The sequence below is a fragment of the Kineococcus lubricus genome, assembly GCF_050871965.1.
In the GTDB taxonomy this organism is placed as follows: Bacteria; Actinomycetota; Actinomycetes; order Actinomycetales; family Kineococcaceae; genus Kineococcus.
The window spans coordinates 1-25,278 of record NZ_JBJLSK010000013.1 but is presented as its reverse complement, the minus strand read 5'-3'; the positions used below and the strand labels follow the sequence as shown (position 1 = coordinate 25,278).

The following is a 25,278-nucleotide window of genomic DNA, read 5'->3' as shown; positions in this document are numbered from 1 at the left end:
CGGTGCGACTCAGCCGAAGCGGCCCGAGATGTAGTCCTCGGTCGCCTTCTGCGTCGGGTTGCTGAAGATCGTCGCGGTGTCGTCGATCTCGATGAGGCGGCCCGGCTTGCCGGTCGCGGCCAGGTTGAAGAACGCCGTCTTGTCGCTGACGCGGGCGGCCTGCTGCATGTTGTGCGTCACGATGACGATCGTGAAGGAGCTCTTGAGCTCCCCGATGAGGTCCTCGATCGCGAGCGTCGAGATCGGGTCCAGCGCCGAGCACGGCTCGTCCATCAGCAGGACCTGCGGCTCGACCGCGATGGCGCGGGCGATGCACAGGCGCTGCTGCTGCCCACCGGACAGGCCGGCGCCGGGCTTGTCGAGGCGGTCCTTGACCTCGTTCCACAGGTTCGCCCCGCGCAGGGACTTCTCCACGGACTCCTCGAGCACCTTGCGGTTGCGGACGCCGTTCAGGCGCATGCCCGCCGCCACGTTGTCGAAGATCGACATCGTGGGGAACGGGTTCGGGCGCTGGAACACCATGCCGACGGTCCGGCGGACGTTCACCGGGTCCATCTTGGAGGAGTACAGGTCGTCGTCGTCGAGCATGACGCTGCCCTCGACGCGGCCGCCGGGGATGACCTCGTGCATGCGGTTCAGCGTCCGCAGGAAGGTCGACTTGCCGCAGCCGGACGGGCCGATGAAGGCCGTCACGGAGCGGGGTTCCACGGTCATCGAGACGTCCTCGACGGCCTTGAAGGTGCCGTAGTAGACGTTCAGGTCCTTGACGTCGATGCGCTTGGCCACGGGTTTCTCTCCTACTTCTTGAGCGAGCTGAAGCGGGCGATGGCCCGACCGGCGATGTTGAGCACCAGCACGATGAGCACCAGTGTGAGGGCGGCGGCCCAGACGCGCTCGACCGCGGGGTCGAGCGCCTGCTGACGGTCGTTGTTGATCATCAGGGGGAGGGCGGCCATGTTGCCGCTGAACAGGTTCGTGTTGATCGACTGCGAGTAGCCGACCAGGATCAGCAGCGGGGCGGTCTCACCCATGATGCGGGCCAGGCCCAGCAGCACGCCGGTGAGGATCCCGGAGAACGCCGTCGGGAGCACGATCCGCACGATCGTCTTCCACTTGGGCACCCCGAGGGCGTAGGAGGCCTCGCGCAGCTCGTTCGGGACGAGCTTGAGCATCTCCTCGGTGGAACGGACGACGACCGGGACCATGAGCAGGACCAGGGCCAGCGACACCGCGAAACCGGAGCGCGGGAAACCCAGGGTCGTGATCCAGAACGCGTAGATGAACAGCGCCGCGACGATCGAGGGGAGCCCCGAGAGGATGTCGACGGTGAAGCTCACGAACTTCGCGATGCGGCTGGCGCCGTACTCGACGAGCAGGATCGCGGCCATGATGCCCAGCGGCACCGCGATGACCGCCGTCGCCAGCGCCTGCAGCAGGGTGCCGACGATGGCGTGGTAGGCGCCGCCGCCGACGATGCGGGGCGTGATCCCGCGCTGGGAGTTCAGCCACCACGACGCGTCGGGCAGCAGGGCCGCGCCCTTCTGGATGACCGTCCAGAGGATCCAGACCAGCGGGACGACGGCGATGGCGAACGCGAGCACCATGACGACGGTCGCGATCGTGTTGCGGACCTTGCGGCCGCCCTGGCCGCGCGAGTCCGCCAGCGCCTGCGGCAGTTCGCGTTCGGGGGCCGTGTCGACGGCGCTCATGCGAAGGCCTTCCGACGGTTGATGATGATGCGGGCGATGGCGTTGACCACGAAGGTCAGGATGAACAGGACGAGGCCGGCGGCGATGTAGGCGCCGGTGGACTCGGGGTTGTTGAACTCGGCGGCGTTGTTCGCGATCTTCGAGGCGAACGTCTCACCGCCCTGCAGCAGCGAGGCGAAGAAGTCGGTGCCGGGGGCGACGCTGGAGACGATGATCGTGATCGCGATCGTCTCACCCAGGGCGCGGCCCAGGCCGAGCATCGCGGCGGAGATGACGCCGGCGCGGCCGAAGGGCAGGACCGAGGTGCGGATCATCTCCCACTTGGTGGCCCCGAGGGCGAGCGCGCCCTCCTTGTGGGCGGCGGGGGTCTGCGCGAACACCTCGCGGGACATCGCGGTGATGATCGGCAGGACCATGATCGCCAGGACGATGCCGGCGATGAACACGGTGCCGGTGCTGACCGGGCCGCCGAACAGCGGGAACCAGCCGAGGGCGTCGTTGAGGAAGGTCTGCAGGCCGGTCAGGTGCGGGGCGAAGATCTGGATGCCCCACAGGCCGTAGACGATCGAGGGGATCGCGGCCAGCAGGTCGATGACGCTGGCGGCCGGGCGGGCCAGCCACTTGGGCGCGTACTGCGTGAGGAACAGCGCGTTCGCGACCCCGAGCGGCACGGCGATGATCATGGCGATGATCGAGATGGCGACGGTCGTCCAGAGGATCTGGAGGATGCCGAACCGCAGGTCGCCGGGGGTGGCCTGCCACTCGGTGGAGGTGAGGAAGTTGACCTGGTCGTCCAGCAGGGAGGGGACGGCGCTGATCGCGAGGAAGACGCCGGTGAAGGCGACGATCGCGATGACGATGACACCTGCGAGGCCGGCGCCGCCGCCGAAGAGGGTGTCACCGAGGCGGCGCCGGCCGCGGGCTTTGTCGCCCGACGGGCCTGGCCCCTGCTCGACGGCCGAGCGGCCGGTGATCGAGGACATCGTGCTCCTGCACTGTGCGAAGGGGGGTGACTACGGAGAGTGCTTGCTGCAGAAGGGGGCGGACACCGGACCTCCGGTGCCCGCCCCCTCATCGGTCCTGCTGCGTCAGGCGATGGCCTCGATGGCGGTGCGCACCTTCTCGGAGACCTCGGTCGGCAGCGGCGCGTAGCCGATGTCCTGCAGACCCTTCTGGGTCTCGTCCTCGGAGAAGTAGGTCAGGAAGGACTTCAGCAGCGCCGTCTTCTCGGCGTCCAGGCCCTTCGAGCAGACGATCTCGTAGGTGACCAGGACGATCGGGTACGCCCCGGCCTCCTTGGTCGCGTAGTCGATCTTCAGCGACAGGTCGTTGCCCTCGCCGGTCTGGGTCGCGGTGGCGACGGTCTTGCCGGCCGACTCACCGGTCAGCTCGACGGCGCCGGCGCCGGTGTCGATCTGCGCGACGGACAGGTCGTTGTCCTGGGCGTAGGACCACTCGACGTAGGTGATGCCGCCGGAGGCGCCGGCGACGGCCTGCGCCACACCGGCGGAGCCCTCGCGGCCCTCGCCCTTGCCGGCCCACTCCTGGTTGCCCTCGGCGGTCCAGGCCTCGGGGGCCGCGGCGTGCAGGTACTTGGTGAAGTTCTCGGTGGTGCCGGAGGTGCCGGTGCGGAAGAACACGCTGATCGCGGTGCTCGGCAGGGTGGCGTCCGGGTTGAGGGCGGCGATCGCCGGGTCGTTCCAGGTGGTGATCGCGCCGGAGAAGATCTTGGCGGCGACGTCGGCGTTGAGGACCAGGTCGTCCACGCCGTCGATGTTGTAGGCGATGGCGATCGGGCCCGCGACCATCGGCAGGTTCCACGCCGGGTTGTTCTCGCAGCGGGCGGTCGCGGCGGCCTTCTCCTCCTCCTTCAGCGCGGAGTCGGAACCGGCCCAGTCGACCTGGCCGGAGGTGAACTGCTTGCGGCCCGAGCCGGAACCGGTCGCGTTGTAGTTGATCGTCGCGTCCGAGCACTGCGACTGGTAACCCTGCTGGATGACCTGGTCGATCGCGTTCTTCTGCGCGCTCGAACCCTCACCGTTCAGGGTCCCGGGCTTGCAGTCGACGGTCGCGGCGGACGCGGACGACGACGCGCCGTCGGTACCGCCCGAGCCCGTGGAGGTGTTGTCGTCGGAGCCGCAGCCGGCGAGGGCGAGGACACCCACAGCGGCGATGCCGATGAGGCGGGAGGACTTCCAGAACGTCACTTCGGTCCCTTTCGAGGATCGTCGTCCGGCCGGAGGACTCCCGGCCTGCTCGGACCGGGCGCAACGCTCCGGCCAATCGGGACGGTAAAGCGGGTAGGTGACGGGGTTGCTCGCGACGGGTGAACGGGACGTGAACCCGATGCGTCCAATCCCTGGCCGGTCACTTTCCCCACGGCGACCGTGAGGTGAACTGGGCCGTTCGGGTGGTCCGGCCCCGTCGTGCCCCGGTCCCGGCGCCGGAGGACCCCACCCGGACGGACGCACGGCCGGTCACCCCGCGCGGGGCGACCGGCCGTTCGTCCACCGCGCGGGCGGACCTCAGAACTCGTGGTGCTCGGACGCGACGATCCGGGCGGTCCGGCCGCGGCCGGTGAGGTGGGCGACGAGGACCGCGCCCTTGTCGAGCTTGGCCGTCACCGCGCGCTGGCCCTTGCGGTCCCCGCCGTGCCCGGCGAGCACGCGCTGCAGGTCGGGCAGGACCGGCCCGTGCGAGCAGAGCACCACGGGGCGCCCCGCCTCGAGCGCACCGGTCACGACCCGCTCGGCGGCCCGCGGGTGCTCCCGGAACGCCGCCTCCGTCAGCGCCGGCTCGGTCTCCACGGGCAGGCCGGTGAGCTCGGCCGCCGGCAGCACCGTCTGCACGCACCGCGCCCACGGGGACGTCACCAGCGCCTGCAACTCGAAGCAGCCCAGCAGCGGGGCGAGGTCGCGCGACTGCGCGTGACCGGTGTCCAGCAACGGGCGGGACGCCTCGCCGTCGGCCCAGTCGGTGCGCTTCACGGCCCGCGCGTGGCGCAGGAGGACCAGCGGCCACGTCGGCTCGGGCGCCTGCCCGCCGGGCAGCGCCGCGCGCAGCGTCGCCACGTCCGCCGGGTAGGTCAGCAGGTCGGCGGCCGCCGCGACGGGGAACCAGCCCGACTCGGTGATCTCACCGGGGTCGGCGGGCTCGAACACCTCGGGGTCGGCCGGGCCGGCCGGGCGGGCCAGCCAGTACCGCACCCGCTTGCGCAGCCCACCGGTGACCGCGTACCGCTGCTCGGGCAGCGGGACCCCCAGGTGCACCCGCACCCCGGTCTCCTCGGCCACCTCCCGCACGGCGGCGACCGCCGGGTGCTCCGCCTCCCCGTCGGCGCGGTGCAGCTTGCCCTTGGGCCAGGACCAGTCGGCCGGGCGGGTGGGCGTCGAGGGCCGGTGCACCAGCAGGACCTCGGGACCGTCCTGGCCGGGGCGCACCACGACGCAGCCGGCGGCCTCGACGTCGATCGGCGCCCCGGACCGGTGGGCGTTCTTCACCGTCGCGGCTCAGCGCCGGCGGCGAGCGGTCGGGCGACGCCCCGGGCGGGTGGCGATGATGTGCTCCTGCAGGTCCCGCAGCGGGTTGCCGTCCGCGTCGCGGTGGTGCCGGACCCACGTCCCGTCCGGGCCCAGGTGCCACGAGCTCGTCGTCTCGGCCATGCAGTCGTCCAGCACCTGCGAGACCTCCCGCACGTGACGCGGGTCGCCCAGGCGCACGACGGCCTCGACGCGGCGGTCGAGGTTGCGGTGCATCATGTCCGCGCTGCCGATCATCGCGACCGGGTCCCCGGCCGAGGCGAACCAGAAGATCCGGCTGTGCTCCAGGAACCGGCCGAGGATGGACCGGACCCGGATGTTCTCGCTCAGCCCCGGGACCCCGGGCTTGAGGGCGCAGATGCCGCGGACCACGACGTCGACCGGGACCCCCGCCGCCGACGCGCGGTACAGCGCGTCGATGATCCCCTCGTCGACGATCGAGTTCATCTTGAAGCGGACCCCGGCCGGCAGCCCCTGCCGGGCGTTGTCGATCTCGCGGTCGATGCGGTCGATCAGCCCCGTGCGCAGCGACCGCGGGGCCACCAGCAGCCGCTTGTACGCCGTCTTCGGGGCGTACCCCGACAGCTGGTTGAACAGGCGGGTGAGGTCCTCGCCGACCTGGGGGTCGTCGGTCAGCAGCCCCATGTCCTCGTACAGGCGCGCGGTCTTGGGGTTGTAGTTCCCCGTCCCGACGTGGCAGTAGCGGCGCAGGCCACCGGCCTCCTGCCGCACCACGAGGCTGAGCTTCGCGTGCGTCTTCAGCCCCACGAGGCCGTACACCACGTGCACCCCGGCCTGCTCCAGCTTGCGGGCCCAGGTGATGTTCGCCTGCTCGTCGAAGCGCGCCTTGATCTCCACCAGGGCCAGGACCTGCTTGCCGGCCTCGGCGGCGTCGATGAGGGCGTCGACGATGGGGGAGTCGCCCGAGGTCCGGTACAGCGTCTGCTTGATGGCCAGCACCTTCGGGTCCGCCGCGGCCTGCTCCAGGAAGGCCTGCACGCTCGTGGAGAACGAGTCGTACGGGTGGTGCAGCAGGACCTCGCGGTTGCGGATCGCCGCGAACACGTCGGACGGTTTCGCCGTCTCGGCGCCGTCGGTGAGGTCGCGGTGGGTGCGGGCCACGAACTTCGGGAACTTCAGCTCCGGCCGGTCCAGGTCGGCGATGTCGCCCAGGCCGCGCAGGTCCAGGGGCTCGGGGAGCTCGTAGACCTCCTTCTCGTGGATGCCGAGCTCGCGGACCAGCAGCTCGCGCACCTCCGGGGCGATGTCGGAGGCGACCTCCAGGCGGACGGCGGGGCCGAACCGGCGGCGCAGCAGTTCCTTCTCCAGCGCCTGCAGCAGGTTCTCCGCGTCGTCCTCCTCGACCTCGAGGTCCTCGTTGCGGGTGACCCGGAAGGTGTGGTGCTGCACGACCTCCATGCCCGGGAACAACTGGTCCAGGTGCACGGCGATCACGTCCTCCAGCGGGACGAACCGCGCCGAGCGCGGGTCGGCGCCGTCGGCCGGCTCGACGGCCACGAAGCGCGGCAGCAGCGGCGGCACCTTGACGCGGGCGAAGTGCTCCTTGTCCGTCGTGGGGTTGCGCACCACCACGGCCAGGTTCAGCGACAGGCCCGAGATGTACGGGAACGGGTGCGCCGGGTCGACGGCCAGCGGCGTCAGGACCGGGAACACCTGGTCGCGGAAGAACCCGTGCAGCCGCACCTGCTCGCCGTGCGCCAGCTCGTCCCAGCGCACGATCGTGATGCCGGCCTCGGCCAGGGCCGGGCGCACCGACTCCAGGAACGCGTTCGCGTGGCGCTCGGTCAGCTCGTGGGCGCGCACCGAGATCTCGTTGAGGACCTCCCGCGGTTCCAGGCCGCTGGCCGCCGTCACCGCCAGCCCGGTCGCGATGCGCCGCTTCAGGCCCGCGACGCGGACCATGAAGAACTCGTCCAGGTTGTTCGCGAAGATCGACAGGAAGCGGGCCCGTTCCAGCAGGTGCGTGTCCGGGTCCTCGGCCATCTGCAGCACGCGCTCGTTGAAGGCCAGCCACGAGACCTCGCGGTCCGCGAAGCGGTCCTCGGGGAGTTCGACGGTCTCCTCGACCGGTGACACAGCGGGGAGGGGGTTGGTGGCCGTCATGGCGATCAGTCTGCCACCGGCGCCGACCCTCCCGCAGCGGCGGGCGCCCGCGGTGCCGCGAACGGCCGGTGAACGGTCAGGGAGCCGTCCGGGGGGCCGGGGAGGCGTACTGCACGTCGACCGCCGCGCGCCCGAAACCGAGGCGCGTGTAGAGCCGCACGGCGGGCACGTTGTCGCCGTCGACGTACAGGTCGACGGTCGCGGACGGGGCCAGCGCACCGGCGACCGCCCGCAACCCCCGCACCAGCAGCGCCCGGCCCAGCCCCGCCCCGGCCCGGGACGGGGCGACGCCCAGGACGTACAGCTCCCCGGCGCCGCCCTCGACCTTCATCCAGCAGAACCCGACCGGTTCCCCGGCCGCCTCGGCCAGCAGCAGCAGCGACGGGTCGAACCAGTCCTCGGCGTACCGCGCGCGCAGGTCCTGCACCGTCCAGCGGCCCTGCTCGGGGTGCGTGGCGAACGCCGCCGCGTTCAGGGCCACCCACGCGTCGTCGTCGGCGCCGGGCACCAGCGGGCGCACCCGCACGTCGCCGGGCAGGTCGGGCAGCGGCAGGTCCAGCAGGCCCTCGGCGCGCCGTTCCAGCCGCAGCAGCTCCCGCACCCGCGCCCAGCCCCGGCGCGCGGCCAGCGCGGCGGCCCCGGGGGTGTCCCCGTGCGACCACAACCGCACGTCGCGGCCCGCGGCCAGCTCCCCGGTCGCGGCCAGCAGCGCGGCCCCGTGCCCGCGCCGCCGGTGCGCGGGGTCGACGAGCAGCTCGCCCTCGAAGCCGTCCCCGGCGACGGCCAGCTGCGCGTAGCCGACGAGCACGTCCCCGTCCCGGGCCAGCAGGTGGTGCACGCCGGGGCGCCCGGGCTCCAGCCGCAGGACGGCGTCCTCGGACAGCGCCGTCGCCCCGTCGGCGCGGGAGGCCGCGGCCGCCAGCGCCAGGACGGCCTCGCGGGTGGGGGCGTCCAGCTCCCCGCCGCGGGCGATCCGCGCGGTGGGCGCGGTCACCGGCGGGGCGCCGGGTCGGTGCCGGCCGCCGGGGCGTCCACGTCCTGCGGCAGGCCCTCGGCGAGCGGGGCGTCCAGGGACAGGCCGTCGTCGAGGTCGCGACCGGCCGAGACGAACCGGTAGCCGACGTTGCGCACGGTGCCGATGGCGTTCTCGTGCTCGGCGCCCAGCTTGGCCCGCAGCCGGCGGACGTGGACGTCGACCGTGCGGGTGCCGCCGAAGTAGTCGTACCCCCAGACCTCCTGCAGCAGCTGCGCCCGGGTGAAGACGCGCCCGGGGTGCTGGGCCAGGTGCTTGAGGAGCTCGAACTCCTTGTAGGTCAGGTCCAGCTGGCGGCCGCGGACCCGGGCCGAGTACGCCGCCTCGTCGATGACGACGTCACCGGCGCGGATCTCGCCCTGCGGACCCGCCTCGGGGTCCTCGACGGGACGGCGCAGGCGCCCGGCGGCCAACCGCAACCGGGCGTCGAGCTCGGCGGGGCCGCAGGAGTCGAGCAGGACGTCGTCGGCGCCCCAGTCGGCGGCCACCACCGCCATCCCGCCCTCGGTGACGACCAGCAGCAGCGGCTGCGACAGGCCGGTGGTGCGCAGCAGCCGGCACAGGGACCGGGCGGCGGCCAGCTCGCGGCGGCCGTCGACGAGGACGGCGTCCGCGGTCGGGCCGTCCACCAGGACGGAGGCCTCGGCCGGCAGCACCCGGACGCTGTGGGGCAGCAGCCCCAGCGCCGGCAGCACGTCCGTCGAGGGGGTGAGCGCGTTCGTCAAGACGAGGATCTGGGCCACCCGCTGTCCTGCCCTCCGTCCGTGCACGTGTGGGCCGCGGCCCGCGGTCGCGAGCGGTGCGGGGCCGGCCCACGAGGCCTGCAGGCTAACGGGGGTCAGCCTACGGGCGTCGCGGAACCGACCGGGACCACCCGGGTCCGCGGCCCCCGCTTCTGCGAGGATCACCCGGTGAGCGGTACCGACCCCGGGCGCGGACGGGGCACCACGTGAGCCCGTCGGCGACGGCCACGGCCACCTTCGCGCTGGCCGGCCTGCTGGGCCTGGCGTCCTTCGGCGGCCCCTGGGTGCTGCTGCCCGCCGTCGTGCTCGTCGGGGCGCTGGTCGCCGTCGGCTGGCCCGACCTGCTCGACCTGCCCGCCCGGCGCGGCACCACCGCCCTGCTGGTCCTGGTCACCGTCGCCGCGGCCGTCGCCACCACCGCCGCCGTCCTCACCGCCCGGTCCCGCGGCACCGAGATCGCCGGGGTCCTGGGGCACGCGCCGGCCGTGGCGGCCCTGGCGCTGCTGGCCGCCTTCGCCCACCAGCTCCTGCGCCGCGACGGCCGGCCCCGGCTCGTGGAGTCCGTCACCGCGGCCGTGGCCGGCCAGGCCGTCGTCGTCCTGGGCTCGGCCTGGATCGCCGTCCCCTCCACCTACGCCGGGGCGACCCTGGCCCCCGTCGTGCTCGCGGCCCTCGTCGCCACCGCCGCCGTGTCGGCCACGACGTGGCCGCTGCGCGTCGTCGGCCCCGTCAACCTCCTCGTCGGCGGGGCCGCGGGCTGGCTGGCGGGCGTGGCCGTCGTCGTCCTGGGCGGTGGCGGCATCGTCTCGGAGGGGCGGTGGGCCGTCGCCGGGATCGTCGCGGGCGCCGGCGCCGGGGTCCTCGTCTCGGCCTGGCGCGCCCTGTCCTCGCGGCTGCCCGCGGCGCGCACCGTGCCGGCCGCGCTCGCCGTCGCCGCCGCCCCCCTCGCGCTGGCCGGCGCCGGCGCCTACCTCGTGGGCCGGCTGCTGCTCTGAGCCGCCGGTGACGGCGGGGTCCGGCGTGAGACGCCCCACGTCCACGGTGCCGGGAGGGAGCTGGCCGGTAGGCTCGACCCGTGCACGCCCTCGAAGTCTTCTTCCTCGTCCTGCTCATCGTGGTGACCCTGATCATCACGTGGTTCGCCGGCTACGTGGTGTACCGCCTCTTCCAGGGTCAGCGCTGACCCGTGGCGCTCCCGCTGCGCACCGACACCCCGCTCACCCTCGTCCCGCTGTCGTGGCTGATCGGCCGCTGGGAGGGCGCCGGCGTCCTGGGGCACCCCGCCCGCGGTGAGACCGACACCCGCTTCGGCCAGGTCGTCGAGTTCACCCACGACGGCCGCGACTTCCTGAGCTACACCTCCACGACGTGGGCCCTGGACGACGACGGGAACACCACCGACCCCCTCGACGTCGAGACCGGGTACTGGCGGCCCCAGCCGGTCGACCTCGACAGCCCCGCGCCCGCCGACGGCCCGCGCCCGGTCGAGCTGGAGGTCCTGCTGACCCACCCGACGGGGGTCGTGGAGATCCTCGCCGGCACCGCCCGCGGACCGCGCATCGACCTGTCGACCGACGTCGTGGCCCGCACCACGACGGCGCACGAGTACACCGCCGGCACGCGGATGTACGGCCTCGTCGAGGGCGACCTGCTGTGGGCGCTCGACGTGACCCTCGAGGGCCACCCGCTGCGCAGCTACGCCTCGGCCCGGCTCAAGCGCGTCGCGGAGGGCTGAGCGCACCCGTGGACCTCGGTGAGGTGCTGCACGCCCGCGGGATGCGCCTGACCCCGCAGCGCGGCCGGATCCTCGAGGCCGTCCGCGCGCTCGGGCACGCCAGCGCCGAGGACGTCGCGGAACACCTCGCGCCCCGCGACGGTTCCGACGGGGTGGACCCCTCGACCGTCTACCGGGCGCTCGCGGTCCTGGAGGAGGTCGGGCTGGTGGCCCGCACCCAGATCGACCGGCGGGTCCCGTCGTTCCACGCCGTGGAGCACGGCGGTCACCTGCACCTGGTCTGCGAGGGGTGCGGCGCCGTCGCCGAGACCGACGCCGGACCCGCCCGCGAGATGGCCGCGGAGGTCCTGACCCGCGACGGATTCGCCGTCGACACCGGGCACCTGGCCCTGCGGGGCCGGTGCGCGGCCTGTCGCGCCGACCAGGAGGTACGCCCGTGACCACGCCCACCGAGACGCCCACCACCCCGCGCTCCCCGCTGCTCCGGACGCCGGGGGCGGTGGCCGCCGAGGGCCCCGACGCCGGGGTCGCGTGGCACTACGGCGACCCGCACGCCGAGCAGCGCGCCCTCGTGCGCGGTGAGGCCGTCGTCGACCTGTCGCACCGCGGCGTCCTGCGGCTGACCGGCCCGGACCGGTTGTCCTGGCTGCACAGCATCACCACCCAGGCCCTGACCGGTCTGGCGGCCGGGACCTCGACAGAGACGCTCGTGCTGAGCCCGACGGGCCGCGTCGAGCACGCCCTGCACCTGGTGGACGACGGCGAGGCCACCTGGATCACCGTGGAGCCCGGCTCGGTCGACGCGCTGCGGACCTGGCTGGAGCGCATGCGCTTCACGCTGCGCGTCGAGATCGCCGACGTGAGCGCGGACGTCGCCGTCCTGGGCGAGCCCAGCCGGTCCGACGTCAGCTCCCTCGGCCCGGTCTGGGTGGACCCCTGGCCGGGCGCCACCCCCGCGAACGAGGGCGGTTCGGCCGACACCGCCAGCTACGCCGCCGTGTCCACGCTAGAGCACCCCGGCGCCGAGCGGGCCTGGCGCGAGGTGCTGGTCCCGCGCGCCGACCTGCCCGCCGCGGTCGGGGGGCGCCGGCTCGCGGGGACCTGGGCGAGCGAGGCCCTGCGCGTGGAGGCGTGGCGGCCCCGGTTCGGGCTGGACACCGACGAGCGCTCCATCCCGCACGAGCTGGACTGGCTGCGGACGGCCGTGCACCTGCACAAGGGCTGCTACCGGGGGCAGGAGACCGTCGCGAAGGTCCACAACCTCGGCCGCCCGCCGCGCCGGCTGGTGCTGCTGCACCTGGACGGCTCCTCCCACGACCTGCCCGCGCACGGCGACGAGGTGGTGTACGCCGACCGCCGGGTCGGGCTGGTCACGACCGCCGCCCGCCACCACGAGCTGGGTCCGGTCGCCCTCGCGGTCGTCAAGCGGTCGCTGCCGGTCGACGCGGAGCTGTTCGCCGTGGCCGGGTCGGCGGCGGAGGGGGCCGTGCCGCGGCGGATCGCCGCCGCGCAGGAGGTCGTCGTCGCGCCTTGAGGCGCGCCCGCGCGCCCGTGGCCCTGCCGTTCCGGGAACGGGTGGGTCATACTCTCCGGAGCGCACGCTGAGTGATCGTGCGCATGCGCCGGGTGGAGTCGAGTCGGGGGAGGCCGTCATGGACGAGCAGGTCAGCGGGTACCAGGCCGGTGGTCGGCGCGCGCTGGACAAGGTCCTCGCCCCCGACTTCCTCGCCGGGTTGCGGGACATGGACCTGGAGACGCTGCGCGAGCACCGCACGACCGCCGAGCAGGAGGAGGCCGACCTCTCCTACGCCCGGCGGCTCATCCAGGGGCGCCTGGACCTGCTCGGGGCCGAGGAGGACCGGCGCGCCGGCTCCGACGGGGCGCCCGACGTGCGGCACGCCCGCTCTGACGCCGAGCTGGTCGCCAAGCTCACCGACGTGCTGGCCGACCCCCGGCGCACCGACCACGGGATGGGCCGGTTCACCTCGGTGGAGCCCTCGCGCGTGGGGGAGCACCGGCGCCGGGCCGAGCTGGCCGTGGCCGACCCGCACCTGTCCGACCTGACCGCCATGGACGACGCGCAGCTGGCCGCGGCCCGTGCCCGCCTGGTGTCCCTGGAGCAGGAGCTGTCGGCGGACCGGCACCGGGTGCAGGAGGCCATGGACGCCTGCACGGACGAGATCACCCGGCGCTACCGCGACGGCGTCGTGTCGGTGGAGGACGCGCTGCGCTCCTCGCGCTGAGCGCCGTGCCCGGCCCTCAGGCCGGGTGCCGGTCCAGCAGGGTCCTCAGGGCCTGCGCGGTCGCCGCCTCCTGATCGGCGTCGAGCACCGACGCGAACGCGGCCTCGGCCTCCAGGACGCGCGGCAGCAGCCGGTCCACCAGGGCGGTGCCGGCGGGGGTCAGGGACAGGCGGGTCACGCGCCCGTCCCGGTCGTCGGGCGTGCGCTGGAGGTGGCCGACCGCCGTCAGGTGGTCCAGCCGCTTGGTGGTGGCGGCGCCGGAGGACAGCGTGGCCGCGGCGATCCCGGTCGGGGTCAGCGGCGTGCGCCCGGCGCGGCGGACGGCGGACAGCACGTCGAACTCCGGGCGCGTCAGGCCCTCGGCGCGCACGACGGGGTCGGTGGCGTGCGCCAGGGCCGCCGCGACCAGCCGCAGCCGGCCGGTCAGGGCCATCGTCGAGGTGTCCAGGTCCGGGTGCACCGAGGCCCACTCGCGGCGGGCGACGTCGACGACGTCCGGGCGGTCGGCGGGTCCGGGGGTGGTGGGGCTCACCCGGAGAGCCTACCGATTAGTCCTTCGCAGGTGAAACACCTGTTAAGGTCATGGGGTGAGCCTGCCCGCGCACCTGCACCGGTCGGTCCGCGGGTGGTCGCGGATCGCCCCCGGCCCCCACCCGTGGTGGTCGGCCGCCGTCGCGACCCTCGCCACCGGCATCCCGCTCGCCGTCACCCTCGCCGCCGACACCCCGCTGCTGGCCGCACCGGCGACCTTCGGCGCCATGGCCAACCTCTACGGGCGCTCCGAGGCCTACGCCCGCCGCTGGCGCACCCAGGCCTGGACCGGCCTCGGGCTCACCCTCGCCGTGCTCGCCGGAGCCTGCGCCGCCGCGCTGCCCCTGACCGGGTGGGCCGACGTCGCCGTGCCCGCGCTCGTGGTCGCCGTCGTGGCCGTGGTCGCCAAGTTCGTCACCGACGCCGTGCGCACCGGGCCGCCCGCCGGGCTCATCCCCGTCTTCGCCGCCGGGACCCTCGGCGCCGAACCGCTGCGCGCCGACGACCTGCCCGCCGTCGTCGCGGTCGCCGTCGCCTGCGCCGCCTTCGCCGTCGCGCTGTCCTGCGCCGCCGGGCTCCTGCGGCCCGACGGCCCCGAGCGCAACGCCGTCCGCCGCGCCGTCCTGGCCGTGCTCGACGCCCGCGAGGACCCCACCGCCCACCACCGCGCGGTCGTGGCCGTGGACGCCGCCTGGGCGGTGCTCGGCCCCCGCGGCGCCGGGGCGCTGGGCGGCTGGCTCGCCCACGCCGAGCGCCTCCTGCACACCCGCGCCCCGGCGGCCGACCGCCCGCTGCGGGTGCTGCTGCCGCTGCTGGCCGGCCGCCGGGCACTGCCCCCGGCCCCCGCCGGCCCGGCGCACACCGCGCCGGTGTGGCCGCGGCGCCGGGTCCTGACCGCCCTGCGCACCCCCGGCGCCCTCGGGGTCCCCGCCCTGCGGGTGGGGATCGCCTGCGTCGCGGCGGTCCTCCTCGCCGCCGCCTGCGGCCTGGGCCACGTCTACTGGGCCGCGGTCGGGGCCGCCGCCGCCCTGCAGGCCCCCTCGGCCGGGATCACCGTCCAGCGCGCCCTGCAGCGCGCGGCGGGAACGCTCGTCGGGGTGGGGCTGGCCGCCGCCCTCGTCCCGCTCGCCACCGGCGACGTCCGGCTGTGGGGGCTGACCGTCGCCTGCACGTTCGCCGTCGAGTTCTGCATGCCCCGCAACCACGCGCTCGGGACCGTCGCCATCACGTGCCTCTCGCTCCTGCTCACCCGGCTCGGCGCGACCGGGACGGGCGTCGAGCGGCTCGTCCTCGACCGCGTCGGCGACACCGCCGTCGGCGTCGGGGTCGCGGTCGGCGTCGCGCTGCTCGTGCGCAACGCCCGGGCCCGGCACGCCCTGGACGGCGCCCTCGACGCCCTCGGCCGGGCCCAGGACCCGCACCGGCTGCGCAGCGGGCTGCTCGCCGTCGCCGAGGCCCGCGCCCTGCTCGCCGACGACGACTGGCGCCTGCCCGCACCCCGCACCGCCGCGGACGCCGAACGGGCCGGGTACGCCCGGCTGGGCGACCTGCTGGCGGGGCAGGACGGCGAACGCGGAACCCCGCGGCCGATCCACCCGTAGAGTTCCAGTGTGGTGGACCTGGTGAACAACGTGCAGTACGGCGTCCTGCTGCTCCTGGGGATCGCGGCCCTCGGCCTGGAGGTGTGGGCGCTCGTCGACTGCGCCCGGCGCCCGGCCGGGGCGTTCGTCTCCGCCGGCAAGCGGACCAAGACCTTCTGGCTCGCCATCACCGCCGTCGCCACCGCCGTCGGGTTCGTGTCGGTGTTCTCCGTGCTGGGGATCTTCGGGGTCCTCGGCGTCGTGGGCGCCGCCGTCTACCTCGCCGACGTCCGCCCGGCCGTCCGCCGGTACAGCGGTGGCCCCCGGCGCGACGACCGCGGCAACCAGGGCCCCTACGGCCCCTGGTGAGCTCAGCGGACGGGCAGCCCGCCCGCCCGCTCGCCCCGGTGCGCCAGCGAGTGCACCCCGCGCCACGCGCACCGCACCAGCGTCACGCCCACGACCAGCAGGGCGGCCACCGAGATCAGGTCGGCCTCGGTGAAGCCCCGGTCCCGGGTCCAGGTGTAGAGGACGCGCCCCTCCACCGGCTGGTTCACCCGGGTCCAGATCGCCGCCAGCAACCCCAGCACCAGCGCGGAGTCCACCCGCGGCCTCAGCAGCGCCCCGAGGGCGCAGACCCCGACCGCCAGCAGGGTCACGGGGATCACCACGGGCGCGTCGAGCAGCGTCTGGACCACCGTCCGATCGTAGGTCGGCAACCTTCCCGCCGGGTGAGGTTCGCGCCGGGTTCACCCCGGCGCCCACGACATCGACACACCCGTCCCACCCGGACGGACCAGGAGAGGAGCCGTGCGTGAGGGCGGTCGTCCAGCGAGTCACCCGCGCCCGCGTCACCGTCGACGGCGAGGTCGTCGGGTCGATCGACGAACCCGGGCTACTCGTCCTGCTCGGCGCCACCCACGACGACGGCCCCGCGCAGGTCGAGCTCATCGCCCGCAAGGTCGCCCAGCTGCGCGTCCTGCGCGGTGAACGGGCCGCCGCCGACGTCGACGCCCCCGTGCTCCTCGTGAGCCAGTTCACGCTCTACGCCGACACCCGCAAGGGCCGCCGCCCCACCTGGAACGCCGCCGCCCCCGGCCCCGTGGCCGAACCCCTCGTCGACGCCGTCGGCGACGCGCTGCGCGGCCACGGGCTGCGCGTGCAGACCGGCCGGTTCGGGGCGGACATGGCCGTCGAGCTCGTCAACGACGGCCCGACGACGATCCTGCTCGAGGCCTGAGTCCCGGCCTGAGTCCCGGCCTCAGCGCCGCGTCGAGCTCGCCCGCGGCACGAAGCGCCGCGGCTCGGCCACCGACGCCTCGACGACCCGGCCCGCCAGCGCGTCCAGCAGCGACCGGGCGCTGCGCGCCCCGTCCGCCACGACGTCGCGGTGGGAGGCGCTGATCGCCGGGCTGGCCAGCCGGCACAGCACCGAGTCCTCCCCGGCGACCACCGCGAACTCCGCCCCGACCCGCACCCCCAGCGCGTCCCGCTCCGCGACGACCGCGGCCGCCATGACGTCGTTGTCGTAGACGACCGCCGTCGGCGGGTGCGCCCCCGCGAGCAGGTCCCGCGTCGCGGCCAGCCCGCCGGCGGAGGTGTGGTCGGCCTCGACGACCGGCGCCGCCACCCCCAGCGCCGACCGGGTCACCTCCCGCCACGCGGTGTCGCGCCGCCGGGTGTGCAGGAACTCCCGCGGCCCGCTCACCCGGCACAGCCGGGTGTGCCCCTGCGCGACCAGGTGCTCCACGACCTCGGCGACCGCCTGCCGCTCCGTCTCCACCGTCAGGGCCACGGCGCCCCCCGCGGGCAGCCGGTCGTCGATCCCGCCGCGCACCGCGCACGGGATCCCCAGCTCCGCGACCAGGCCCACCCGCGGGTCGTCGACGAGCAGGTCCGTCAGGACGACCCCGTCCACGCGCCGCTCGCCCCACCAGTCACGCAGCACCCGCACGGCCGCGTCGACGTCCGGCACGACCGTCAGCAGCAGCGCGACGCCCTCCCGCGCCAGGACGCTCTCCAGCCCGGCGATGAACCGCACGTAGTACGGCTCCTCCTCCAGCAGCCGCAGGTCGCGCGCCACGGCCAGCCCGACCGCGCCGGCGCGCGCGTTCGACAGCGACCGGGCCGCGGCGCTGGGCCGCCAGCCGAGCTCGGTCGCCGTGGCGCGGACACGGGCGCGGGTCGCCTCCGACACCCCGGGCAGGTCGTTCAGCGCGTAGGACACCGACGCCTTCGAGACCCCGGCCACCCGCGCGATGTCGCGGATCGTCGGCCGCGCCCCCGGCGGTGTGCGACGTGCCACGCGTCCTCCCCGACTCGCCCGCCCGACGTCGACCGATCATGCCCGACCGGAGGGCCGCCCCCGGCCCGGGGCGACGCACGCCCAGTCCACCGTCAGCTCGCCCAGGCGCCACCGCGACGGCCCGTCGAGCACCGGCCAGTCCCGGGCCAGGTCCCGGCACGTCGCGATCCAGCGCTGCCGGACGCCGAACGTGCCCACCGGCGCCGCCCGCGCCCACGCCGCGTCCGCCGCGCGCAGCAGGTCGTGGACCCCCTCGCCGGGCACGTTGCGGTGGATGAGCACCTTCGGCAGCCGCTCGGCCACCGCCGACGGGGCCGGCAACCCCGCCAGCCGCACCGAGACGGTCAGCGACACCGGTCCCGCCTCGCGCTCCAGGCCCACCCACGTCGCGCGCCGGCCCAGCTCGTCGCACGTCCCGTCGACGAGCAGCCCGCCCGGCGCCAGCCGCGAGCGCAGCAGCTCCCACGTCCGCTCCACCTGGTCCGACTCGTACTGGCGCAGCACGTTGAAGGCGCGCACGAGCACCGGGTCGCCCGCCGTCGGCACCTCGAACCCGCCCACGGCGAACTCCGGGGCACCGGGCACCCCGGCCAGCGCGGCCCGCGCCGCCGCGACGCGCTCGGGGGCGATCTCCAGCCCCACGACCCGCACGTCGGGACGGACCCGGCGCAGCCACCGCTGCAGGTCGGTGACGGTGACGTGCGAGGCGCCGTACCCGAGGTCCACCACGAGGGGGTCGGCCGCGCGGCGCAGCCGGTCGGCCTGCGTCCGGGCCAGCCAGCGCTCCACGCGGCGCAGCCGGTCCGGCCCGGTCGTCCCGCGGGTCACCGCACCGACCGCCGCCACCCCCGGGACGCCGCTGCGGACGCGGGAGGCAGACTGCCGGGGCACGTCGGGACACTACGACGTCAGGACCGAGGGTCACGGGGAGGCAGTGCGTGCGCGACGACTCACGCCGGGTGTCACGGGTGGCGATGCTGTCGGTGCACACGTCCCCGCTGGCCCAGCCGGGCACCGGCGACGCCGGCGGCATGAACGTCTACGTCCTGGAGCTGGCCCGCCAGCTCGCCCGCCGCGGCGTGGAGGTCGAGGTCTTCACCCGCCGCACGGCCTCCGACCAGCCCCCCGTGGTCGAGGACCCCGCCGGCTCGGGCGGGGTCCGGGTGCGGCACGTCGCGGCCGGGCCCTACGAGGGCCTCGCCAAGGAGGACCTGCCGGGCCAGCTGTGCGCCTTCACCGCGGGCGTGCTGCACGCCGGGGCCCGGCACGCCGAGGACCACTACGACGTCGTGCACTCCCACTACTGGCTCTCCGGGCAGGTCGGGTGGCTGACCGCCGACCGCTGGGACGTGCCGCTGGTGCACTCGATGCACACCATGGCCAAGGTCAAGAACGCCGCCCTGGCCGAGGGAGACGCCCCCGAACCGGCGGGCCGCGTCATCGGCGAGCAGCAGGTCGTCGACGCCGCCGACCGCGTCGTGGCGAACACCAGCGCCGAGCGCGAGGACCTGCTGACCCTGTACGGCGCCGACCCCGCCAAGGTCGTCGTCGTCCCGCCCGGCGTGGACCTGACGACCTTCACCCCCGAGCCCGGCCGGGCCGCGTCCCGGCGGCGGCTGGGGCTGCCCGCCGACGCCGACGTGCTGCTGTTCGTGGGCCGCATCCAGCCGCTCAAGGCCCCCGACCTGCTCGTGCGGGCCGCCGCCGTCCTCCTGCGTGAGCAGCCGTGGCGCCGGGAGCGGCTGCGCGTCGTCGTGCTCGGCGGGCCCAGCGGGTCCGGCACCGCGCACCCGCGGTCGCTGGCCGAGCTCGTCCACGACCTCGGCCTGGACGACGTCGTGCGGCTGGCCCCGCCGACCCCGCGCGCCGAGCTCGCCGACCACTACCGCGCCGCCGACCTCGTCGCCGTGCCCTCGTACAACGAGTCCTTCGGGCTGGTCGCCCTGGAGGCCCAGGCCTGCGGGACGCCCGTGGTCGCCGCCGCCGTCGGCGGCCTGCGGGTCGCCGTGGACGACGACCCGCTCTCGGGCACCGGCGTGCTCGTGCCCGACCACGACCCGCGCACGTGGGCCCGCGCCCTGGCCGGTCTGCTCGACGACCCCGCGCGCCGGGCGGCGATGGGGGAGCGGGCCGCGCGGCGGGCCACCGGCTTCGGCTGGGGGGCCACCGCCGAGGCCACCCTGGACGTCTACGGGCGGGCGCTCGCCGAACGCGCCGGGCAGGCTCGGTAGGGTTCGCCCATGAGCGAAGCGGCGCACACCCTCGTCCTCCTGCGGCACGGCGAGAGCGAGTGGAACGCCTTGAACCTGTTCACCGGGTGGGTCGACGTGGCCCTGTCGGAGAAGGGCCGGGCCGAGGCGACGGCGGGCGGGAAGCTCCTCGTCGAGGCCGGTGTCCTGCCGGACGTGGTCCACACGTCCCTGCTGCGCCGGGCCATCACGACGGCGTTCCTGGCCCTCGACGCGGCCGACCGGCACTGGATCGACGTCAAGCGGTCCTGGCGCCTGAACGAGCGCCACTACGGCGCGCTGCAGGGCAAGGACAAGAAGCAGACGCTCGCCGAGTTCGGCGAGGAGCAGTTCATGCTGTGGCGCCGCTCCTACGACACCCCGCCGCCGGCCATCGAGGTCGGCTCGGAGTTCTCCCAGGACGCCGACCCGCGCTACGCCGGCCTCGGCGCGGACGCCCCGCGCACCGAGTGCCTGGCCGACGTGGTGGACCGGATGCTGCCGTACTGGACCGAGGAGGTCGTCCCTGACCTGCGGGCCGGCAAGACCGTCCTGCTCGCCGCGCACGGCAACTCGCTGCGCGCGCTGGTGAAGCACCTCGACGGCATCTCCGACACCGACATCGCCGGGCTGAACATCCCCACGGGCATCCCGCTGGTCTACCGGCTCGACGCCGACCTGCGCCCGCTGGTGCCGGGCGGGGAGTACCTCGACCCGGCCGCGGCCGCCGCCGCCGTGGCGGCGGTGGCGAACCAGGGCCGCTGAGGTGCCCGCCCCCGGACCCCGGGTCCTGGTCGTCGAGGGCGCCCTGCGCGACAACGGCGGCCTGCGGGTCTCGGCCGACCTCGCGCGGCGCTGGCAGGACCTCGGGGCCCGGGTGCGGTTCCTGGTCCTGGAGGACGTCGCGCCGGACGGCCCGATGTTCACCCCGTCCGAGGAGCTGGACCTGCGCTGGGGCAGCGACCGGGTGCGGCGCTTCCGCAGCTCGGCGCCGCGGATCCTGGTCAACACCCTCCGGCACGTCCGGCGGGCCGACGTCGTGGTCTCCGGCAGCGAGGTCGGCTACGGGCTGCTGATCGGGTGGCTGGCCGCCCGGATCGCGCGCAAGCCCTTCGTCGTCCTCGTGCAGAGCTCGCTGCCGCGCGCGGTCGCGGCGTGGACCCCGGCCCGGTTGCGGCCGCTGCTGACGCAGGTCCACCAGCGCGTCGACGCGGCGATCTGCGTCTCCCCGGGGCTGGTCGCCGACGTGCGCGAGGTCGGCGTGGCGCCCGAGCGCATCCACGCCGTGGACGTCGGCATCGACGTCGCGGCCACGGTCGGGAAGGTCGCGCAGACCGGCGGACCGGTCCGCTCCGGCACCGGTCGCACCCGGATCGTGTCGGCCGGCCGGCTGGCCGACCAGAAGGGCTTCGACGTGCTGCTGGACGCCGTGGCCCGGGTGGCCTCGGCCGGCGGTGACGTCGAGCTGGTCCTGGTCGGGGCCGGGGAGCTGGACGCCGACCTGCGCGCCCGGGCCGACCTGCTCGGCATCGCCGACCGCGTCGAGTTCGCCGGTCACGTCGACGACCTGCAGAACCGGCTCGCCGGGGCGGACCTGTTCGTGCTGTCCTCCCGCTACGAGGGCAACGGGAGCCTGGTGCTGCTGGAGGCCCTCGCCCACGGAACCCCGGTCATCGCCACCGACTGCCCGACCGGACCGCGGTACGTGCTGCGCGACGGCGAGATCGGCGACCTGGTGCCGGTGGAGGACCCGGTGGCCCTCGCCGACGCCGTGCTGGCCTTCCTCGCCGACCCCGAGCCGCTGCGCCGCAAGGCGCGGGGTGGGCCCGCGCGGGCGTGGGACTTCGACCAGGGGGCGGCGGCCGTGGCCTCGGCGCGGATCCTGGCCGACCTGGTGCGCTAGCCCGGGGACGCCGGTGAGGTCGTCGCGGGGGTGGAGGCGGACGGCGTCTGCGTCGTCTGCGTGGGCGTCGAGCCCGCGCAGTCCCGCTCCACGGCCGCCTGCAGGCGCTCCTGGGCCTGCACGACGGTCGTCGCGGCCGTCGGGTCCGGGTTGACCACCACCCCGGCGTCGTCGATGGCGCTCATCGCGCGGGCCAGGTCGTCGGCGGAGCCGGTGCCGGGGTCGAGCGTGCCGACCTGCGTGGCGAGCCGCGTGTAGTAGTCCAGGACGACCTGCGCGTCCTGGAGGGAGCCGGGGGGAGCGGCCGCCAGGACGGCCGCGTAGTACACCGGGCCCTCGGTGGTGGTGACGACGGTGAACACCGACTGCGCGCGCGGGTCGCCGCGCTGGATGTCCAGCGCGTCCAGCTCGGCGGAGTAGGCCTCGTCCAGGGCGTCCTGCGCGGCCTGGACGGTGGTGCAGTCGAAGCCGGGACCCGAGCTGGTGGGGCTCGCCGGGGAGGTGCTGCCCGTCGCGGTGGCCGTCGGCCTCGTGGTGGTCGTCGTGGGGGCCGGGTCGGGTGACCCGTCCGCGCCGCACCCCGCCAGCAGCACGCCCGCGCCCACGGCGCACCAGAGCGCGGCCGGGGCCGGGCGCGGGGTGATCACTCCTTCGACGCTACACCCCGCCGGGGGCTCACGCCGATCTCAGACCCGCTGCGCGGCAACGTCCTCGTCGCGGGAACCGGTCACCAGGAACAGGACGGACTTGGCGACCGAGACGGCGTGGTCGGCGAACCGCTCGTAGTAGCGGCTGCACAGCGTCAGGTCGACCGCGACCTCGGTCGGGTGGTTCCACGTGCGGGCCAGCAGCTGCTCGAAGACCTGGCGGTGCAGGCGGTCCATCTCGTCGTCGTCGACCTCCATCTCGGCCGCGAGCTGCACGTCCCGGGTGGCGATGACGCTGCCGGCCTTGGCGACGATGCGCTCGGCCACCTGGCCCATCTCCAGCACGGTGCTGCGCAGCTCCGCCGGGACGACGGCGTCGGGGTAGCGCAGCCGCGCGAGCTTGGCGACGTGCCGGGCCAGGTCGCCCATGCGCTCCAGGCTCGAGCTCATCCGCAGCGCGGTCACGACCACCCGCAGGTCGGTCGCGACGGGCGACTGCCGGGCGAGGACGTCGACGGCGCGCTCCTCGAGGTCGCGCTGCAGGTCGTCGATGCGCCGGTCGGCGGAGATGACCGACTCGGCGAGCTCGCGGTCGGCGTCCAGCAGCGCCGTGGTCGCACGGGTCATCGCCGACTCGGCCAGCTGCGTCATCTCGACGAGCGTCTCGACGAGACCGCTCAGTTCATCGTGGTAGACGTTGCGCACGGGTCCTCCAGTGGTCGTCGCTGTGCGCGTCCCGTGCTCCCGCGGAGACGCCTGGCGGCCATCCTGCCGCGCTCACCGTGGCAGGGCCCGGTGAACGGTCGGCCCCCCGCAGGTGAACATCTGGCCGGTCGGCGCGGGTGCGGGGCGCCGCTGGCGGAGCGCGCACCCGCGGCGACCGTAGGCTGGTGGGGTGCTGGGCGAGGTCTCCGTCTCGATCGCCGCGGCGGCCGGCGTCCTGGCCGGCGCCGGCGGCGTCCTGGCGTTCCGCCTGTCCGAGCGCATCCAGCGAACACCCGTCCGCGCCGCCGCGCCCGTCGGGGCGCTGCCCGCCGGTGTCAGCGACGTGCTCATGGCGCTGCGCTCCTCGGCCGTGGTCCTCGCCGCCGACGACGAGGTCGTCAAGGCCAGCGCCGCCTCCTACGCCACCGGCGTCGTCTCGGGCGGGGAGCTCGTGGACGCGCAGCTGCGCGAGATGGTCCGCGCGTGCCGCCGCGACGGCCGGGTGCGCGAGACCGAGGTCGAGCTCGGCGCGGGGCTGGGGCGGCCGCCGGCGGTCGTCCTGGCCCGGGTCACCCCGCTGGGGCCGCACCACGTGCTGCTGCTGCTGGAGGACCGCACCGAGTCCCGCCGCATCGAGGCGGTGCGCCGCGACTTCGTGGCGAACGTCAGCCACGAGCTGAAGACGCCGGTCGGTGCGCTGTCCCTGCTCTCCGAGGCCGTGGAGGACGCCGCGGACGACCCCGAGGCGGTGCGCCACTTCGCCAAGCGGATGCGCCGCGAGTCGATCCGGCTGACCGCGCTGGTCAAGGAGATCATCGACCTGTCCCGGTTGCAGGCCGCCGAGACGGTGCTGCAGCCCGAGACGCTCGAGGTCGACCAGCTGGTCGCCGAGGCCGTCGACCGGGTGGGCACGGTGGCCCAGCAGCGGGGCTCGGAGGTCGTGGTGGCCGGGCAGCGCGGGCTGCACGTGCGCGGGGACCGGGAGCTGCTGGTCACGGCGCTGCGCAACCTGGTGCACAACGCGCTGGCCTACTCGCCCGAGCGCAGCCGCGTCGTCGTGGAGGTGCGGCGGGGGGTCGGGCGCGTGGTGACCACGCCCTCGGGCCAGCAGGTCCCGACGATCGACCTGGCCGTCTCCGACCGCGGCGTGGGGATCAGCCAGGCCGACCTGCACCGCATCTTCGAGCGCTTCTACCGGGTGGACCCGGCGCGTTCGCGCTCCACCGGCGGGACGGGGCTGGGGCTCTCGATCGTCAAGCACATCGCCGGCAACCACGGCGGCGACGTCAAGGTGTGGAGCGCCGAGGGCGAGGGCTCGACGTTCACCCTGCGCCTGCCGGACCCCGACGCCCAGCCCGACCGGCGGGACGACCCGGCCACCGATCCTGCTTCGACGTCGGCGGCCACGGGGGCCGCTGACCGCCGCACCGCACCGAACACGCCTTTGGAGGTCCGACCGTGACGCGCATCCTGGTGGTCGAGGACGAGGAGTCGTTCTCCGATCCGCTGTCCTACCTGCTGCGGCGGGAGGGTTACGACGTGGCGGTCACCGAGAACGGCCCGGACGCCCTCGACGAGTTCGACAAGGCGGGCGCCGACCTGGTGCTGCTGGACCTGATGCTGCCGGGGCTGCCCGGCACGGAGGTCTGCCGGCAGCTGCGGACGCGGTCGAGCGTGCCGGTGATCATGCTGACCGCGAAGGACTCGGAGATCGACAAGGTGGTGGGTCTGGAGATCGGCGCCGACGACTACGTGACCAAGCCGTACTCCTCGCGCGAGCTGCTCGCCCGGGTCCGCGCGGTGCTGCGCCGCGGCGCCGAGCCGGAGGACCTGGTGCAGACGACGGTCGAGGCCGGTGGGGTCCGGATGGACGTCGACCGGCACGTCGTGACGGTCCGCGGTGAGCGGGTCCCGTTGCCGCTGAAGGAGTTCGAGCTGCTGGAGATGCTGCTGCGCAACGCCGGGCGGGTCCTGACGCGGGTGCAGCTGATCGACCGGGTGTGGGGGTCGGACTACGTCGGGGACACCAAGACGCTCGACGTCCACGTGAAGCGGCTGCGCGCCAAGATCGAGCCGGACCCGTCCAACCCGCGGTACCTGGTGACCGTGCGGGGGCTGGGCTACAAGTTCGAGGGCTGAGCGCGGGGACGAGGAGAGGGGGGGGCCCCCCCGGGCGGCCCCACGGCGTGTGGCGCGGGGGGCTGGGGGGGCCGCCCTCCACCAGGCCGCCCGCCACGGGGCCCAGGTCGGGGG

Annotated in this window: 27 protein-coding genes; 13 read left to right on the top strand and 14 right to left on the bottom strand. The window is 75.1% G+C overall.

Translation table 11 applies throughout. From position 1 onward, the window contains the following. Positions 1 to 9: 9 nt before the first annotated feature. From pstB to ACRYRX_RS11380, 8 genes are all read right to left on the bottom strand, one after another. Positions 10 to 786, bottom strand: a complete 777-nt coding sequence (gene pstB / locus ACRYRX_RS11415; protein ID WP_432512047.1) for a phosphate ABC transporter ATP-binding protein PstB — start codon at positions 784 to 786, stop codon at positions 10 to 12. A gap of 11 nt (positions 787 to 797) precedes the next feature. After that, positions 798 to 1,709, bottom strand: coding sequence for a phosphate ABC transporter permease PstA (gene pstA / locus ACRYRX_RS11410; protein WP_432512046.1), 912 nt, complete (start codon positions 1,707 to 1,709; stop codon positions 798 to 800). Further along, on the bottom strand, positions 1,706 to 2,692 hold the full coding sequence (gene pstC, locus ACRYRX_RS11405) for a phosphate ABC transporter permease subunit PstC (RefSeq protein ID WP_432512045.1): 987 nt from the start codon (positions 2,690 to 2,692) through the stop codon (positions 1,706 to 1,708). The genes pstA and pstC overlap by 4 nt, the downstream gene beginning before the upstream one ends. 105 nt (positions 2,693 to 2,797) lie before the next feature. Further along, positions 2,798 to 3,916 (bottom strand): phosphate ABC transporter substrate-binding protein PstS, encoded by a 1,119-nt coding sequence (gene pstS / locus ACRYRX_RS11400; RefSeq protein WP_432512044.1) that lies wholly within the window; start codon positions 3,914 to 3,916, stop codon positions 2,798 to 2,800. A gap of 318 nt (positions 3,917 to 4,234) precedes the next feature. Further along, complete coding sequence (locus ACRYRX_RS11395; protein ID WP_432512043.1) at positions 4,235 to 5,209, bottom strand: NUDIX hydrolase; 975 nt, start codon at positions 5,207 to 5,209, stop codon at positions 4,235 to 4,237. Positions 5,210 to 5,218: 9 nt separating this feature from the next. After that, the gene (locus ACRYRX_RS11390; RefSeq protein WP_432512042.1) at positions 5,219 to 7,372 is read right to left on the bottom strand and encodes an RNA degradosome polyphosphate kinase; all 2,154 of its coding nucleotides are present in this window, start codon (positions 7,370 to 7,372) and stop codon (positions 5,219 to 5,221) included. Between the two features lie 76 nt (positions 7,373 to 7,448). Beyond that, a complete protein-coding gene (gene mshD, locus ACRYRX_RS11385; protein ID WP_432512041.1) occupies positions 7,449 to 8,366 on the bottom strand; it encodes a mycothiol synthase in 918 nt (305 codons plus the stop codon). Beyond that, the gene (locus tag ACRYRX_RS11380; RefSeq protein WP_432512040.1) at positions 8,363 to 9,148 is read right to left on the bottom strand and encodes a winged helix-turn-helix transcriptional regulator; all 786 of its coding nucleotides are present in this window, start codon (positions 9,146 to 9,148) and stop codon (positions 8,363 to 8,365) included. The genes mshD and ACRYRX_RS11380 overlap by 4 nt, the downstream gene beginning before the upstream one ends. 206 nt (positions 9,149 to 9,354) lie before the next feature. Here ACRYRX_RS11380 and ACRYRX_RS11375 point away from each other — a divergent pair, with 206 nt between their 5' ends. From ACRYRX_RS11375 to ACRYRX_RS11355, 5 genes are all read left to right on the top strand, one after another. Continuing rightward, positions 9,355 to 10,143, top strand: a complete 789-nt coding sequence (locus ACRYRX_RS11375) for a hypothetical protein (RefSeq protein ID WP_432512039.1) — start codon at positions 9,355 to 9,357, stop codon at positions 10,141 to 10,143. A 191-nt stretch (positions 10,144 to 10,334) separates the two neighbouring features. Further along, positions 10,335 to 10,883 (top strand): nitrobindin family protein, encoded by a 549-nt coding sequence (locus ACRYRX_RS11370; RefSeq protein ID WP_432512038.1) that lies wholly within the window; start codon positions 10,335 to 10,337, stop codon positions 10,881 to 10,883. 8 nt (positions 10,884 to 10,891) lie between these two features. Continuing rightward, positions 10,892 to 11,323 carry a Fur family transcriptional regulator gene (locus ACRYRX_RS11365; protein ID WP_432512037.1) on the top strand — a complete coding sequence of 144 codons (432 nt, stop codon included), beginning with the start codon at positions 10,892 to 10,894 and terminating at the stop codon, positions 11,321 to 11,323. Then, positions 11,320 to 12,417, top strand: coding sequence for a CAF17-like 4Fe-4S cluster assembly/insertion protein YgfZ (gene ygfZ / locus ACRYRX_RS11360; RefSeq protein ID WP_432512036.1), 1,098 nt, complete (start codon positions 11,320 to 11,322; stop codon positions 12,415 to 12,417). Before ACRYRX_RS11365 ends, ygfZ begins: the two co-directional genes overlap by 4 nt. A gap of 118 nt (positions 12,418 to 12,535) precedes the next feature. Continuing rightward, positions 12,536 to 13,126: an RsiG family protein gene (locus ACRYRX_RS11355; RefSeq protein WP_432512035.1), complete on the top strand. Its 591-nt coding sequence runs from the start codon at positions 12,536 to 12,538 to the stop codon at positions 13,124 to 13,126. 16 nt (positions 13,127 to 13,142) lie between these two features. Here the strand turns inward: ACRYRX_RS11355 and ACRYRX_RS11350 are convergent, their stop codons facing one another. Further along, positions 13,143 to 13,658: a MarR family winged helix-turn-helix transcriptional regulator gene (locus tag ACRYRX_RS11350; RefSeq protein ID WP_432512034.1), complete on the bottom strand. Its 516-nt coding sequence runs from the start codon at positions 13,656 to 13,658 to the stop codon at positions 13,143 to 13,145. 55 nt (positions 13,659 to 13,713) lie between these two features. On the opposite strand from ACRYRX_RS11350, the gene ACRYRX_RS11345 reads away from it, so the two are divergent. Both ACRYRX_RS11345 and ACRYRX_RS11340 read left to right on the top strand, forming a co-directional pair. After that, positions 13,714 to 15,258: an FUSC family protein gene (locus tag ACRYRX_RS11345; protein ID WP_432512033.1), complete on the top strand. Its 1,545-nt coding sequence runs from the start codon at positions 13,714 to 13,716 to the stop codon at positions 15,256 to 15,258. A 12-nt stretch (positions 15,259 to 15,270) separates the two neighbouring features. Beyond that, complete coding sequence (locus tag ACRYRX_RS11340) at positions 15,271 to 15,606, top strand: DUF2516 family protein (RefSeq protein WP_432512161.1); 336 nt, start codon at positions 15,271 to 15,273, stop codon at positions 15,604 to 15,606. Positions 15,607 to 15,608: 2 nt separating this feature from the next. Here ACRYRX_RS11340 and ACRYRX_RS11335 read toward each other — a convergent pair whose 3' ends face one another. Continuing rightward, positions 15,609 to 15,935 (bottom strand): hypothetical protein, encoded by a 327-nt coding sequence (locus tag ACRYRX_RS11335; protein WP_432512032.1) that lies wholly within the window; start codon positions 15,933 to 15,935, stop codon positions 15,609 to 15,611. 116 nt (positions 15,936 to 16,051) lie between these two features. Here ACRYRX_RS11335 and dtd point away from each other — a divergent pair, with 116 nt between their 5' ends. Continuing rightward, positions 16,052 to 16,477, top strand: a complete 426-nt coding sequence (dtd, locus tag ACRYRX_RS11330) for a D-aminoacyl-tRNA deacylase (RefSeq protein WP_432512031.1) — start codon at positions 16,052 to 16,054, stop codon at positions 16,475 to 16,477. Between the two features lie 21 nt (positions 16,478 to 16,498). Here dtd and ACRYRX_RS11325 read toward each other — a convergent pair whose 3' ends face one another. Next, the gene (locus ACRYRX_RS11325; protein ID WP_432512030.1) at positions 16,499 to 17,542 is read right to left on the bottom strand and encodes a LacI family DNA-binding transcriptional regulator; all 1,044 of its coding nucleotides are present in this window, start codon (positions 17,540 to 17,542) and stop codon (positions 16,499 to 16,501) included. A 36-nt stretch (positions 17,543 to 17,578) separates the two neighbouring features. Beyond that, positions 17,579 to 18,433, bottom strand: a complete 855-nt coding sequence (locus ACRYRX_RS11320; protein WP_432512029.1) for a class I SAM-dependent methyltransferase — start codon at positions 18,431 to 18,433, stop codon at positions 17,579 to 17,581. Positions 18,434 to 18,516: 83 nt separating this feature from the next. Between ACRYRX_RS11320 and mshA the strand changes: the two genes are divergently transcribed. The 3 genes from mshA to ACRYRX_RS11305 are packed head-to-tail and all read left to right on the top strand — an operon-like array spanning position 18,517 to position 21,673. Further along, positions 18,517 to 19,773 carry a D-inositol-3-phosphate glycosyltransferase gene (gene mshA / locus ACRYRX_RS11315; protein WP_432512160.1) on the top strand — a complete coding sequence of 419 codons (1,257 nt, stop codon included), beginning with the start codon at positions 18,517 to 18,519 and terminating at the stop codon, positions 19,771 to 19,773. Between the two features lie 9 nt (positions 19,774 to 19,782). Next, positions 19,783 to 20,535, top strand: a complete 753-nt coding sequence (locus ACRYRX_RS11310) for a phosphoglyceromutase (RefSeq protein WP_432512028.1) — start codon at positions 19,783 to 19,785, stop codon at positions 20,533 to 20,535. Position 20,536: 1 nt separating this feature from the next. Next, a complete protein-coding gene (locus tag ACRYRX_RS11305) occupies positions 20,537 to 21,673 on the top strand; it encodes a glycosyltransferase (protein ID WP_432512027.1) in 1,137 nt (378 codons plus the stop codon). Here ACRYRX_RS11305 and ACRYRX_RS11300 read toward each other — a convergent pair. Together ACRYRX_RS11300 and phoU are read right to left on the bottom strand one after the other, a co-directional pair. Next, the gene (locus ACRYRX_RS11300) at positions 21,670 to 22,320 is read right to left on the bottom strand and encodes a hypothetical protein (protein ID WP_432512026.1); all 651 of its coding nucleotides are present in this window, start codon (positions 22,318 to 22,320) and stop codon (positions 21,670 to 21,672) included. The two genes, ACRYRX_RS11305 and ACRYRX_RS11300, sit on opposite strands and share 4 nt — an antisense overlap. 39 nt (positions 22,321 to 22,359) lie before the next feature. Further along, complete coding sequence (gene phoU / locus ACRYRX_RS11295; protein WP_432512025.1) at positions 22,360 to 23,025, bottom strand: phosphate signaling complex protein PhoU; 666 nt, start codon at positions 23,023 to 23,025, stop codon at positions 22,360 to 22,362. Between the two features lie 193 nt (positions 23,026 to 23,218). Here phoU and ACRYRX_RS11290 point away from each other — a divergent pair, with 193 nt between their 5' ends. Both ACRYRX_RS11290 and ACRYRX_RS11285 read left to right on the top strand, forming a co-directional pair. Beyond that, positions 23,219 to 24,487 carry a sensor histidine kinase gene (locus ACRYRX_RS11290; RefSeq protein WP_432512159.1) on the top strand — a complete coding sequence of 423 codons (1,269 nt, stop codon included), beginning with the start codon at positions 23,219 to 23,221 and terminating at the stop codon, positions 24,485 to 24,487. Continuing rightward, the gene (locus ACRYRX_RS11285; RefSeq protein ID WP_432512024.1) at positions 24,484 to 25,164 is read left to right on the top strand and encodes a winged helix-turn-helix domain-containing protein; all 681 of its coding nucleotides are present in this window, start codon (positions 24,484 to 24,486) and stop codon (positions 25,162 to 25,164) included. Before ACRYRX_RS11290 ends, ACRYRX_RS11285 begins: the two co-directional genes overlap by 4 nt. Positions 25,165 to 25,278: the final 114 nt, after the last annotated feature.

Coding starts and splice junctions, on each gene's coding strand:
- pstA (WP_432512046.1), bottom strand. CDS start 1,709: ATGAGCGCCGTCGACACGGCCCCCGAACGCGAACTGCCGCAGGCGCTG.
- pstC (WP_432512045.1), bottom strand. CDS start 2,692: ATGTCCTCGATCACCGGCCGCTCGGCCGTCGAGCAGGGGCCAGGCCCG.
- ACRYRX_RS11390 (WP_432512042.1), bottom strand. CDS start 7,372: ATGACGGCCACCAACCCCCTCCCCGCTGTGTCACCGGTCGAGGAGACC.
- ACRYRX_RS11355 (WP_432512035.1), top strand. CDS start 12,536: ATGGACGAGCAGGTCAGCGGGTACCAGGCCGGTGGTCGGCGCGCGCTG.
- mshA (WP_432512160.1), top strand. CDS start 18,517: ATGCTGTCGGTGCACACGTCCCCGCTGGCCCAGCCGGGCACCGGCGAC.
- ACRYRX_RS11310 (WP_432512028.1), top strand. CDS start 19,783: ATGAGCGAAGCGGCGCACACCCTCGTCCTCCTGCGGCACGGCGAGAGC.